Annotated in this window: 11 protein-coding genes; 5 read left to right on the forward strand and 6 right to left on the reverse strand. The window is 70.6% G+C overall.

The features are described 5' to 3' along the window. Positions 1-41: 41 nt before the first annotated feature. Entirely contained in the window at positions 42-1,229 is a 1,188-nt protein-coding gene (locus OWM54_RS21465; RefSeq protein ID WP_267698672.1) for an L-dopachrome tautomerase-related protein, read from the forward strand. A 54-nt stretch (positions 1,230-1,283) separates the two neighbouring features. Here the strand turns inward: OWM54_RS21465 and OWM54_RS21470 are convergent, their stop codons facing one another. Beyond that, a complete protein-coding gene (locus OWM54_RS21470) occupies positions 1,284-1,718 on the reverse strand; it encodes a DUF6209 family protein (RefSeq protein ID WP_141327666.1) in 435 nt (144 codons plus the stop codon). A 134-nt stretch (positions 1,719-1,852) separates the two neighbouring features. Here OWM54_RS21470 and OWM54_RS21475 point away from each other — a divergent pair, with 134 nt between their 5' ends. Beyond that, positions 1,853-2,983 (forward strand): App1 family protein, encoded by a 1,131-nt coding sequence (locus tag OWM54_RS21475; RefSeq protein WP_267698673.1) that lies wholly within the window; start codon positions 1,853-1,855, stop codon positions 2,981-2,983. Positions 2,984-3,310: 327 nt separating this feature from the next. Here OWM54_RS21475 and ppk1 read toward each other — a convergent pair whose 3' ends face one another. Further along, positions 3,311-5,467 carry a polyphosphate kinase 1 gene (gene ppk1 / locus OWM54_RS21480; protein WP_223749447.1) on the reverse strand — a complete coding sequence of 719 codons (2,157 nt, stop codon included), beginning with the start codon at positions 5,465-5,467 and terminating at the stop codon, positions 3,311-3,313. Positions 5,468-5,650: 183 nt separating this feature from the next. Here ppk1 and OWM54_RS21485 point away from each other — a divergent pair, with 183 nt between their 5' ends. From OWM54_RS21485 to OWM54_RS21495, 3 genes are all read left to right on the forward strand, one after another. After that, on the forward strand, positions 5,651-6,184 hold the full coding sequence (locus OWM54_RS21485) for a hypothetical protein (protein ID WP_267698674.1): 534 nt from the start codon (positions 5,651-5,653) through the stop codon (positions 6,182-6,184). Positions 6,185-6,247: 63 nt separating this feature from the next. Continuing rightward, complete coding sequence (locus tag OWM54_RS21490) at positions 6,248-6,736, forward strand: Fur family transcriptional regulator (protein WP_223749445.1); 489 nt, start codon at positions 6,248-6,250, stop codon at positions 6,734-6,736. Positions 6,737-6,960: 224 nt separating this feature from the next. Further along, positions 6,961-8,514, forward strand: a complete 1,554-nt coding sequence (locus tag OWM54_RS21495) for a sensor histidine kinase (protein WP_267698675.1) — start codon at positions 6,961-6,963, stop codon at positions 8,512-8,514. A 6-nt stretch (positions 8,515-8,520) separates the two neighbouring features. Here the strand turns inward: OWM54_RS21495 and OWM54_RS21500 are convergent, their stop codons facing one another. The 4 genes from OWM54_RS21500 to OWM54_RS21515 form a co-directional block, all read right to left on the reverse strand. After that, positions 8,521-9,426 (reverse strand): MBL fold metallo-hydrolase, encoded by a 906-nt coding sequence (locus tag OWM54_RS21500; RefSeq protein WP_267698676.1) that lies wholly within the window; start codon positions 9,424-9,426, stop codon positions 8,521-8,523. Positions 9,427-9,581: 155 nt separating this feature from the next. Further along, positions 9,582-10,061 (reverse strand): cupin domain-containing protein, encoded by a 480-nt coding sequence (locus OWM54_RS21505; protein WP_267698677.1) that lies wholly within the window; start codon positions 10,059-10,061, stop codon positions 9,582-9,584. A gap of 117 nt (positions 10,062-10,178) precedes the next feature. Further along, on the reverse strand, positions 10,179-11,114 hold the full coding sequence (locus tag OWM54_RS21510) for a TIGR02266 family protein (RefSeq protein WP_267698678.1): 936 nt from the start codon (positions 11,112-11,114) through the stop codon (positions 10,179-10,181). Positions 11,115-11,183: 69 nt separating this feature from the next. Beyond that, the gene (locus OWM54_RS21515) at positions 11,184-12,536 is read right to left on the reverse strand and encodes an RtcB family protein (RefSeq protein WP_267698679.1); all 1,353 of its coding nucleotides are present in this window, start codon (positions 12,534-12,536) and stop codon (positions 11,184-11,186) included. Positions 12,537-12,569 lie beyond the last annotated feature (33 nt).

Raw genomic sequence — 12,569 nt, forward strand, 5'->3', positions numbered from 1 at the left:
CCACCGCGTCTGGTGGGTGTCCCTCTCCCCAATCCTTGCTCATGGCCGAACCGACCGTCTCCGCTCCCTCGTCGTCCCCCGCACCCCGCGCGCTCGTCGCCCGGGGGCTCAAGGCCGTCATCGCCGTGGTGGGCCTGGTGGCGCTCGCGCTGGTCGGCGTGCGGCTGCGCTACGGGGGAGGCGAACCGTACCCGGACGTGACGGGCATGCCCCTGCTCCCGGACAGCGCGCTGGAAGAGGTGGTGCGCAGCCCCGAGCCCATCGGCAACGTCGCGGTCTCCTCCACGGGCCGCGTCTTCTACACGCTGCATCCGGAGAGCCGGCCCCAGGGCGCGAAGCTGTTCGAGTGGGTGGACGGCAAGGCGGTGCCTTTCCCCTCGGAGGCGGTGCAGGCGCGGCTGTTCGACACGGTGCTCGGCATCACCATCGACCGGCGCGGCTGGCTGTGGACCATCGACCACGGCAACCACGGGCTCGGTGTCCCCCGGCTGCTCGCCTTCGAGCTGGCCACCGGCCACCTGGCGCACGAGTACGACGTCCCGCCGCAAATCGCCCCGCCGGGCTCGTTCCTCCAGGACCTGCGCGTGGACGCGCGTGGCCAGACGGTGTTCATCGCGGACGTGGGCTTCTGGCGGCGCTCCCCGGCGCTCATCGTCCACGACGTGGCGACGAAGGAGTCGCGCCGCGTGCTGGAGAAGCACGACGCCGTGTTCCCCAAGGACTTCATCATCCGAAACCCCATCAAGGACATGGTGTTCTTCGGGGGGCTCGCCGCGCTCAAGTGCGGCGTGGACGGCATCGCGCTGGACCCCAGCGACGAATGGCTGTGGTTCGGCGCGATGAACCACGACACGATGTACCGCGTGCGCACCGCGGACCTGAAGGACCGCGCGCTCGATGACGAGGCCCTCGGCACGCGCCTCCAAGCCGTGGGCAGAAAGCCGCTCAACGACGGGCTCAGCGCGGACACCGAGGGCAACGTGCTGGTGACGGACGTGGAGCACGGCGCGGTGCTGCGCATGAGCCCGGATGGCCGGTTGGAGACGCTGGTGAAGTCCCCGCGCCTGCGCTGGGCGGACGCGCTCAACCACGGGCCGGACGGCTGGCTCTACGTGGCCGACAGCGCCATCCCCCACCACATGCTCCAGTCCAAGGCACACATCGCCGCGAACGCGCCGTACTTCATCTACCGCTTCAAGCCCGGCATCGGCGGCATCGCGGGCATGTGAGCCGCCAGGCAAGGGGGGCCCGGAGCTCGCGCGGCCTCCGGGCCTCCTCGCGAATCACTGCACGTTGAAGTGGTAGTTGTTGCCGAAGTTGGAGTCCCACGCCTGGCAGCCCCAGCGGCTGGTGTTCTCGAACCAGATGGCCAGGTCTCCGCGCGTGTTGAGCGGGATGGACGGCGCGGGCGGGTTGGGCGTGGAGGAGAACCCCGCCACCCAGAAGCTCTGCACCGGCCCGTTGTTGAACTGGTAGTGGCCCGTAATGGTCCACCCCGGCGTGGTGGCGTTGATGTTGCCCCGGCACTGCGTCAGGCGCGACACGTCGAAGACGATGCTCGCCGTGGCGCCGAAGGGCAGGGGGTTGGATGACGCGAACACGTTCCAGCCCTGCGAGGGCGACTGGAAGGTGATGCTCGGCGTGGACTGCGACCAGGCCACCGAGGCGACGAGCAGGGAAGCGGCGGCCAGCAACCAGCGGACATGACGACGCAGCAAGGCGTGACTCCTTGTCGAGTGGGGGACGGCACCTTGGGATACGGAGCGCGCCCGCGACCTGGCGCGCGGCTTTGCTCCGCCTCGGGCCCCGGAGTCTTCTACAGTCCCCCCTCCCACTCCTTACGCTCCGCGCCATGGCCGACTTCAGACCCGCCTTCTACCGACTCGCCGTCCGCGTCGACGCCCGCTATGACGCAATGAGCCGGAGCCTCCGCCGCTCGCTGGGCATCGCCCCGCCGCTGCGCATCCTCCCGTACCGGGGCCACGGCACCCCCGAGCGCGCGGTCATCAAGGCGCGCGTGCTGGAGGACCGCCACATCCAGCCGCAGCAGCGACGCCACACGGTGTGGAGCAGCGCGGTGGCCTCCTACAAGCGCTACATGACGCGCGAAATCGCCGGCGCGAAGGTGGCGGTGCGCTGGGGCGACAAGCGCTGGGAGGGCACCACCGACGAGGAGGGCTTCCTGGAGCTGTTGGTGCCCCCGCCCGAGGGCGTGCGCTCGGGCTGGCACATGGTGGAGCTGGAGCTGCTGTCGCCCGAGCCGGAGGGCGTGCCCCGCGTGGCCGCCCCCGTGCGCGTGGCCGGGACGAGCGCGCGCTACGGCGTCATCAGCGACATCGACGACACCGTCATCGTCACCGGCGTGACGGACCTGCTCAAGCGCGCCTGGGCCCTGTTCCTCACCGAGCACCGCGTGCGCCTGCCCTTCCCGGGCGTGGACGCCTTCTACGCGGCGCTCCAGGCGGGCGCGGACGGCCAGGGCGACAACCCCATCTTCTACGTCTCCAGCAGCCCCTGGAACCTGTACGAGCACCTGGACGAGTTCCTCGCCCTGCACCACATCCCCACCGGGCCGCTGCTCCTGCGCGACTGGGGCCTGTCCAGCACGGGCTTCGCCCCCGGCGGCGGCCACGGCCACAAGCTGGAGAAGATTCGCGGGCTGCTCACGGACCTGGACCACCTGCCCTTCATCCTCATCGGCGACAGCGGCCAGGAGGACGCCGAGCACTACCGCACCATCGTCCGCGAGTTCCCCGGCCGCATCCTCGGCGTCTACATCCGCAACGTGCCCGGCCACCCCCGCCGCGCCCGGGAGCTGGAGGCCATCGCCGCCGACATCCGCGACGCGGGCAGCCAGATGCTCGCCGTGGACGACACCACCAGCGCGGCGCGTCACGCCGCCCGCTCCGGGTGGATTCAGTGGAAGGAGGTCCTCGAGGTGGAGGCCCACCGCCGCGAGGACTCCGAGCGGGGCCCGGGGTGAGTCAATTTCAGCTCTGACGGCAAATTGTCGTTAAGGCTTGAATTCGGGCCTGCAACTGTGGCAGAGGCGCGCCTGATTCTCCGGTCTTTCCTCTGTTTCCACACCCCTGAAGGAAGCGAGGCCCCCGTGGCCAGCAGGTCCATTCGTTTCGCCGGACGCTCCCCGCGTTGGTACCGGGTGCGCGCCATCGCCCGGAGTCCGAAGCCCCCCAGGCTCCTCTCCTGCGCCCCGCGCGCGCGCCCACGCCCTCCGGCGCGCCCTCCGCGCGGCAAGGCCCGGTGCTCCTGGTGGACGGCGAGGTCCACCTCGGCGCGCTGAGTCGGGGCCTCAGGGCAGGGGACGGGCCCCGGGGAACTGGGCGGCCCGCGTGGCGCGCTCCATGATTTCGCCCTGGGCCCAGCGCTTCTCTCCGCCGGCCGGTGGCACCAGGCGCTTCCAGGTGCCATCGGCTTGCAGCTCCCACGCGTGGGTGTTGTCCGCGAGGCTGCGCTCCAGCGAGTCGCGCACCTGCGCGGCCAGCGTGGGGTCCTCCACCGGCGCGAGAATCTCCACCCGGTGGTCCAGGTTTCGAGGCATCAGGTCCGCGGAGCCGATGTAGCAGCGCAATTCCTGTCCCCGCTCGAAGAGGTACAGGCGCGCGTGCTCCAGGAAGCGGCCCAGCGTGGACACCACGCGGATGTTCTCGGAGACGCCGGGCACGCCCGGGCGCAGGCAGCAGATGCCGCGCACGTTGAGGTCCACCTTCACGCCCGCGCGGGACGCGTCGTAGAGCGCGCGGATGATGATGGGGTCCACCAGCGCGTTCATCTTCATCTGGATGCGCGCGGGGCGCTCCAGCGTGTGCGCGACGACGGTGGCCTTGATGTGCTCGAGCAGCCCCTCGCGCATGGTGAGCGGCGCCACCAGGAGCTTGCGGAAGCTCTTGGGCCGGCCGAAGCCGGTGAGGTAGTTGAACAGGTCCGCCACGTCCGCGCCGATGTCCGGGTCCGTGGTGAACAGGCCCATGTCCGTGTAGAGCCGGGCCGTCTTCGGGTTGTAGTTGCCCGTGCCCACGTGCACGTAGTGCCGCACCCGCTCTCCCTCGCGCCGCACGATGAGGATGGCCTTCGCGTGCGTCTTGAGCGACGGAATCCCATACACCACGTGCACGCCCGCCTCTTCCAGCGCGTTGGCCCACTTGATGTTGGTGCGCTCGTCGAAGCGCGCCTTGAGCTCCACCATGCACACGGCCTGCTTGCCGTTCTCCGTCGCGGTAATCAGCGCGGGCACCAGCGGGGAGCTGTCCGACGTGCGGTACACCGTCTGCTTGATGGCGAGCACGTCCGGGTCCGCCACCGCCTCCGTGACGAAGCGCTCCACCGACGAGCCGAATGAGTCGTAGGGGTGGTGCACCAGCAAATCCCCCCGCCGCATCGCCGCCATCACCGTCGTCCCCTCGGGCGCGTCCGAGTCCGGGCGCAGCCGGGGCTGGGTGACGGGCGTCCACGGCGGGTCCTTCAGCTCCGGGAAGCCGGGCGCGAAGGCGATGGCCTGCAAGTCCCCCAGCCCCAGGAGCCCCTGCTCCTCGTACACCTGCCGCGACTCCAGCCCCAGCGCCTCCACCAGCGGCTCCAGCAGCTTGGGGCTCATCCCCGCCTGCACCTCCAGCCGGATGACGTCCCCGAAGCGCCGCTGCCGCAGCTCCGTCTCCACCGCCTTGAGCAGGTCCTCCGCGTCCTCGGACACGGTGAAGTCCGCGTCGCGGGTGACGCGGAACAGGCTCCAGCTGAGCACCTCCATGCCCGGGAACAAATCTCCCAGGTGCTGGGCGATGACCTCCTCCAGCGGCACGAAGACGTTGTTCTTCAGGGGCAGGAAGCGCGGCAACAGCTCCTTGGGCACCTTCACCCGCGCCACGCTCTCCTCGCCCGCGTCCGGGTCCCTCAGGAGCACCGCGAGGCTGAGCGACAGGTTGGAGATGTACGGGAAGTGTCGGCCCAGGCCGATGGCCAGCGGCGTGAGCACGGGAAAAATCTGTTCCTTGAAGCGCTGGTCCACCTGCGCGCGCTGCTCGGCGTCCAGGTCCTTGGCGGAGAGGATGCGCAGGCCCTTCTCCGCGAGCGCGGGCCGCAGGAGCTTCTCGAAGATGGCGCTGTGGCGCTTGCTCTGCTCGAAGATGCCCTCGTGCAGCTTGTCCAGCGTCTGGCCCGGGGACGCGCCGTCGGGGACCAGCCGGGCCACGTTGCCGCGCACCTGCTCGTGCAGGCGGGCGACGCGAATCATGAAGAACTCATCCAGGTTGCGCGCGTAGATGGCCACGAACTTCAGCCGCTCGAGCAGCGGCTCGTCCGCCGACTCGGCCAGCTGGAGCACCCGGTCGTTGAAGGCCAACCAGGACAGCTCGCGGTTGAAGAAGAGCCCCTCCTCCGGGTCGGTCCCCGCGGGCAGGACGTCTCGCTCCAACGGCTTCTGGGTGCTGCGTCCGGCGGCCCCTCGCTTCGCCATCTCTCACGGCTCCTGGGTTCCTACCTCGGCGGGGGATGTAGCAGGACGGCAACCCCCGGATTGTGAACTTCCGTGTCACGAAGGGCAGCCCCTCCACCCCCGATGTAAGGCCTGGGAAGGCGCCGGGCAGGCGTTACCGGACAGGACGCGTGGAGTTTCTTGCATCCGGGCTGTTGGAACGGCATGTCAGTCGACGTGAGCCCGACAGAGAACCCGCCGAACGCCGCCCTGGTTGCCGAGCCAACGGATTCGAGCAACCTCTTCACGGCCTTCCAGAAGGAAGGCAAGGCCTCCAAGGGCCGCTGGGCCGTGGCGCTCGTCGCGGCCCTCATCCCCGTCACGCTGGCGGTGGGCTTCTGGGGGCTGGCCCGCGAGCAGGAGAACACCTTCCGCGTCGTCACGCCCCATGGCTTCAAGTCCATGCACGGGGGCATGACGTCGGACCAGGTGGTGGCGCTCCTGGGCCGGCCCATGACGCGCGAGCAGGACGCCACGGGCGCGGACTGCTACCGCCACGGCACGCCGTCGATGGAGAAGGAGTTCTTCCTCGTCTATTCCGTCTGCTACCAGGACGGGAAGCTGAAGGACGTGAAGCAGCAGAAGTTCTCCGCCTGGTCCGTGGACCCGGAGACGGGCAGCTTCGAGGCGCCCTCCGGTGGCGAGGCCCCGTCCTCCCCCGCGCAGGCGCCCGCCGCCCCGGGGACGACCCAGGGCTGAGCGCCCACGCCCGGGGTGTCGCCTGACTGGACGTGAAGTGCGACCCAGTCGCATGATGCGGCCATGCGTCGGGCGTCTCATCCATCCATGCTGGGCCCCGAGGGGCTGAACCGTGCGCTGGAGCATCTTCGCGCCTTCGTGCGGCGCAAGGGGCTCAAGAGCTCGCTGGTGCGCGAGTCGGTGGCTCGCGCGGCGTTGGAGCACGTGGGGCACTTCACGGCGGAGGAGCTGGTGCGCTCCGTGCGGGAGCGGGGCGCGGAGGACGTGCATCCCGCCACCGTGTACCGGGTGCTGCCGCTGCTGGTGGAGGCGGAGCTCATCCACCAGACGCTGGTCTCCGGTGGGGAGGGCCAGCGCTACGAGCGCGCCTTCGAGCGCGAGCACCACGACCACATCATCTGCTCCTCGTGCGGCAAGGTGGTGGAGTTCCACTTCGAGGCCATCGAGCTGCTCCAGAACGACGTGGCGAAGAGCCTCGGCTTCCGGCTCACCGGGCACATCCACGAGCTGTTCGGGGTGTGCTCGGCTTGCGAGCCCCTCGCCAGGACGTGAGCCGGCGCCTCCCGGATTGACGGCCCCGGGCTTCTATGCGACTGATTCGCAAGATTGCCCCCAGCATCGATGCTGACGCTCCGTTCATGGATGGGCTCTCCCACGTGAGTGATATCCGGAGCCGCTGAGACTGTTCACGCGTGAGCGCGTCGGCGCTCCTCGGGTGGGGGTGTAGGCGCGACCTGCGTGTCCTCACCTTAGGGCCTGTCCGGAGGGGGGCGGGTGTGGGGCGGCCGTGGACGTTCTTCCAGCGCGTGGGCGCTGGTTTCATCGCGGCCCTGCTCGTCGCGCTGGTGCTGACGTGCACGTTGGCCGTGGAGCTCGTGTCCGCGCGCTCCAATCGCAGGGCGAACCTCCTGGCGATGTCGATGGACCGGCTGGAGGTGGAGCGCCTGCGCAGGGCCTTCACCGACAAGGTCTCCAGCGAGCGGAGCGTCGTCCTGTCCGATGACGCGTTCTTCGCCGAGGACCGGGTGCGCTCTCGCGAGCGCTTCATCGTCACGCACGAGCGGCTGGTGTCTCGAGGGGTGACCCCGCCCGCCGCGGCGCTGCTCGCGTCGGTGCTGCGAGCGGAGCAGGAGCACGAGCAGGCCGTGCGGGAGTGGGTCGCCATCCACGCCACGCGCGCCGCGCACTCACGACGCGAGGCCCTGTTCGAGGAGCGGGCCCGGGACACACGGCTAGCCACCTACGCGACGCTCCAGCAACTCTCGACCCGGATGGAGTCGCAGGTGGGCACGAGCCTCCAGTCCGTGGTGGAGACGGACGAGCAGGTCCTGCTGCTCTCCCTGGTGACGATGAGCCTGGTCCTCGTGCTGGCCGCGACCTCGGGGGGACTGTTGCTGTCCCGGCTGCCACCGCCACGTGCCGAGGCCAGCCCCCCGCGAATCAAGCCGCGCGCCGAGAGCGTGCAGGCCGCGAATGGCGTCTCGGAGAGAGTCGACGAGGCCGCGCGTCCACGCACCAGGGCCGGCACCTTCTTCTTCGCGGAGGCGCTCATCGACTCATTGCTCGACGAAGACAGTCCCTCGCGCGGTGAGGCCGCGAGACCCGGCGATGGCTCCAAGACCCCACCGCGCGGAAGCCCGGAGGTGGACCCCCGGGCCGCGCTGACGGTGGAAGAGGCCACGCTCCGCAGCGACGCGCACGAGATGATGGCGCGCATCGGCGTGAGGGCGCACGACCTGGGCATCCCGTTCGACACCTTGCAGTGGCTCCTGCGCGGCCTGGAGCGGGTGGACCCCTCCTCGGAGCCGGACCGCGTGAGGGACGGAGTCGGCCGTGCGCTCGAACAATCCCGCCGCCTGGGTCAGTTGCTCTTGAACCTGTGGGACGTGTCGAGCCAGCTCACGGGTCGCCAGGTCGCGGAGCCGGTGGACCTGTCACACCTGGCGCGCGAGGTGATGGAGCGCTTCACCGAGTCCGCGACCCGGGCAGGCAGCCCGTTCCTCCTCGACGCGGAGCCGGGGCTCGTGGGGCGATGGGACCGACTGGGCTTGGAGCAGGTGCTGACCCACCTCATCTCCCACGCGCTGGAGCTCGGAGCGGGGCACCCGGTGCGGCTCCGCGTCGAGCGCGTGGGGCGCACCCGCGCGCGAATCGTGGTCGAGGGCATGCCCCTTCCCGACGGTGGCGCCGGGCTGGGCCGCCACCTGGTCCAACAGTGGGTGGACGCCCACGGAGGCACCCTGCGCATGGAGGGCACACCCGGTGACGGCGCCACCTGCACGGTGGAGCTGCCGCTGCTCGAACAGCCCCTGGAATCGGCCCCCGCCTGAGTCCCCTCAGAACGGGTGGACGTGCTCCTCGGGCGGCGTGACGAACGCGCGGAAGGCGGAGGTCTCCGTGTGCTTCTCGCGCGACTCCAGCCGCTCGAACTCCAGCGAGTCGTGCGCGCAGAACACCGTCACCTCGTCCTCGTGCAGGCGCTTGAGCTGACGCAGCCGTCGCTGGTTGTGCAGCCGCATGGGCCGGTCCTTCTCCATGAGCCGTTGATACGCGCGCAGCCCCGGCGTGCAGCGATAGCGCCCCGAGTCCATCTCCCCGTGGAAGAAGTACGCGTCGCCCGCGTGCAACAGCCACCCGCTCCCCGAGCGCACCGCCACACCCGCGTGCCCCAGCGTGTGCCCCACCAGCGGCACCAGCAGGATTTCGGGCGGCAACCCCTTCAGGTCGCGCACGCAGTCGAACCCGAACCAACGCTCACCCACCTGTCCCGTGGGGTACGTCACCCAGTGCGACTCGTGCATCCACTGCTCGGGGCGGTAGCGCTGCCGGTCCAGCGGTGACGTCCGCGCGGTGGCCGCCAGGTACTCGTCCGCGAGCAGGTGCACGCGCGCATGCGGGAAGTCATCGAGCCCACCCGCATGGTCGAAGTCGAGGTGGGTGAGGACGATGTCGCGCACGTCCTGCGCCTTGAAGCCCATCCGCTCGATTTGCCGGATGGCCGTGGCGCCCTCGTGCAGTTGGGGCCGACACAGCATGTCCAGGAAGAGCGGGCTCTGACGGACCTGGGGATGGAGCACGTCCTGCAGGCCGAAGCCGGTGTCCACGAGGATGAGCCCGTTCGCTCCCTCCACCAGCAGGCAATGGCAGGTCAGCGCCGCGGGACCTCGGAAGCCCCGGCGCCCGTCCATGAGGCGGCCCCCGGGTGGACACAGGGTGGTGCAGTTCAGGTGATGGATGCGCATGCCGACACGTCCCAGGCCGCGAGGCCGCTCGAGTCCGTGTCTAAGGTGGGACGTGCTTCACGGACGAGGAGCCCGGGCTGCTCGCCGCCTGGAGCGCTCGCTCGTCCGGGAGACCTGCGGCCATGAGCCCGGCGCACCTCACGGGCGACCGGCCCCTACAGGTGCTCCAGTGGGTCCGCCGTGCACTCCTCGCGCACGTTGCCCGTGTGGAGCGTGGAGGCGGGCTCGAAGAGCAGCACGTGGACCTCCTCCTCCGCCACGGGCCGATGCTCCACGCCGCGCGGGATGATGATGAGCTCGCCGGGCGCCACCTCCACCGTGCGCTCGCGCAGCTCCATGCGCAGCTGGCCCTGCAGCACGAGGAACAACACGTCCTCGTGCTCATGGTGGCGCCACGCACACGGGCCCGACAGCTTCGCCAGCCGAACGTGCCGCCCGTTGAGCTCACCGATGGGCCCGTGCTCGGAGAACAGCGCCAGCTGCTGCGCCAGGTTCACCTTGCCGACGGACGGCATCGAGGGCGCGTCGCCCACCTGCTCACCGTCCGCCACGTTGGCGGGCTCCACGCGGCGGCGCGAGTCCCACCGGGGCGGGCGGGCAACGGGGACGGTGGGGCTTCGGGTGGGCGCGCTCATGAGGACGAAACCTTTGCATCCTCCCCATGGGATGTCTGTCTTCATCCCCGGGCATTGCCTCTCACGGACACCCCGCGCCCGCTGGGGTTGGGTATCCGACGAAGCGAGGCCGCCGCTTCAGTCGGGATAGAACATCGGGTCGCGCGTGGTGACGAACGAGGAGATGACGGACGCGACCTCCTCGGGCAGGCCGGTGAACTGCACGCCCACGCCCGGCATCAGCTCCGGCATCTTCGGGTTGGCCTCGCGCACCCAGCGCACCACGCCCGTCACCTTCATGGGGCGTCCACCAGGCAGCGTGAAGTCCAGCTCCACCTGCGTGCCGCGCGGCACCGCGTCCACCGTGGCGATGAAGACGCCGCCCTCGCTGATGTCCATCGAGAAGCCGGTGAAGAAGTTGGAGTCGCTGCGCATGTCGATGGACGTGTGCATGCGCACCCGACCGTTGCGCCGCGCGTCCGCGCCCTCCGAGCCGGAGGTCCGCGAGGGCGCCGAGGGCAGCGGCTGTCCCTTCTCGCGCGCGGCCTGGGCCGCCTTCGCCAGCTCCGCCTGCCGGGCCTTCGCGGCCTCCTGCTGACGCGCCTTCGCCCGAGCCTGGGTGGCCTCCTGCTGCTTCAGCGCGGCCTCCGCGTCCGCCACCGCGCGCGCCACCCGGGCCGTCTGCTCCTGCTGGATGCGCAGCGCCGCCTGCACCTCCACGCCCATCCGCTTGCGCGCCTCCAGCGCCTTCTCCCGCGCCTCCAGCGCCTTCTCCCGCGCCTCCAGCGCCTTCTCCCGCGCGGCCTCCACGTCGAGTGAGGGCACGGAGGATGCCTGGAGCCTGGACGCCTGCTCGCCCAGCTGGGGGTCGGCGTCGGGCTCCTGGTGGGCGCGGGCCAGCGCGGCGCGCACGGCGTCCAGACGACTGGAGAGCAGGGCCGCGTCGGCCAGGGCGCGCGTCACCTGCTCGGCGAGTCGGGACTCCTGGGTGGACAGCTCGCTCTCGGCGCGAGCCAGCTCGGCCTCACGGAGGCCCGAGGCGGGCGCGCGGGAGGCAGGGGACGACGAGGTCATGTCGTGGGACTCCGGAGGGGGGCCACTGTAGCAGGCCCCCCGGAAAGTCCACGTGCCACGGCGTGTGGGTCAATCCGCGCCCTTGATGCAGGCGACCGGCTTGAGTCGGTGCGCCACCCGGGCGAGCCCCGCCATCTCCACCGTCTCCAGCACGTCATCCAGGTTCTTGTAGCAGGGGCCGGACTCGTCCAGCGGTGTCTGCCGGGTGTTGAGGATGATGCCGGCCTCGGCCATGCGCGCGTCGGTGGCGTCCTGCTTCAGCACCCGCCGCGCCTCGCCTCGGGACAGCCGCCGCCCCGAGCCGTGGTTCACCGAGTAGATGGACTTGGACGCGCCCTCCTCGGCGAAGAGGATGGCGCTGCCGGTCTCCATGGAGCCGGGAATCAGGATGGGGTGGCCGGTGCCCTCCCAGGCCGTGCGCTTGAGCGCGGGGTGGCCGGCGGGGAACGCGCGCGTGGCGCCCTTGCGGGCCACGAACCTGCCGGCCTCCTTCTGGATGAGATTGTGCGAAATCTCGTAGTAGACGCTCGCCGTCCCGCCGAACACGTCCTCGAGCGCGGCGCACACGGCCTCGCCGATGATGAGCCGGTTGGCCACGGCGAAGTTGGCCGCCATGTTGTGCAGGTTCCAGTACTCGCGGCCCAGCGCGCTGTCGGCGTCCAGCCAGACGAAGTCCTCGCTGCGGCTCTTGAGGCCCAGGTGCGCGGCGCCCTGCACGAAGAAGTGCTTGGCGATGTTCCAGCCGAAGCCGCGGCTGCCGGTGTGGAGCATCACCCAGACGCGGCCGCTCTCGTCCACCTGCATCTCGGTGAAGTGGTTGCCGCCGCCCAGGCTGCCCAACTGCCCGCGCTTCTCGTAGGCGCGGTCGGGGATGTCCACCCGGTCATCCTCCACGGGGATGAAGTCGCGCTCGGTGACGGCGGAGCCCCGGCCCAGGGCCTTGGCGCCGTGGCGCACCACCTCCGCGAACGAGCGATCCGACACCTTGCGCTGGTGCTGCGCGCGGCTGGCGCCCACGCCCACGGCGATGCGGCGGGTGACCTGGTCGATCCACTGGCGGCGCTTGGCGGGGTCGGCGACGTCCTCGGCCATGAGGGAGGTCTGCAACTGCACCATGCCGCAGCCGATGTCATAGCCGGCGGCGGTGGGGAGCAGGACGCCGTCGGTCTCCACGACGGTGCCGATGGGCACGCCGTAGCCCACGTGACAGTCGGGGGTGACGGCGACGCGGGTGACGCCGGGGAACGACGCGGCGTTGACCACCTGGTCGAAGACGGTGTCCTCCAGCCCGGGGACCTCGGGGCCCTCGCCCCACAGCAGCTTGTCCGAGAGGAACAGGTCCGCGTCGACCCGCATGCTCTTGGTCTTGGGCAGGACGTAATGGCCCTCGGCGGCCTTCTCCAGACGTTGCTTCCAACTCATGGCTTTCCTCCCCGGACAGGGGTGAACACGCGC

The sequence above is a fragment of the Myxococcus sp. MISCRS1 genome (assembly GCF_026626605.1).
GTDB classification, from domain to species: domain Bacteria; phylum Myxococcota; class Myxococcia; order Myxococcales; family Myxococcaceae; genus Myxococcus; species Myxococcus fulvus.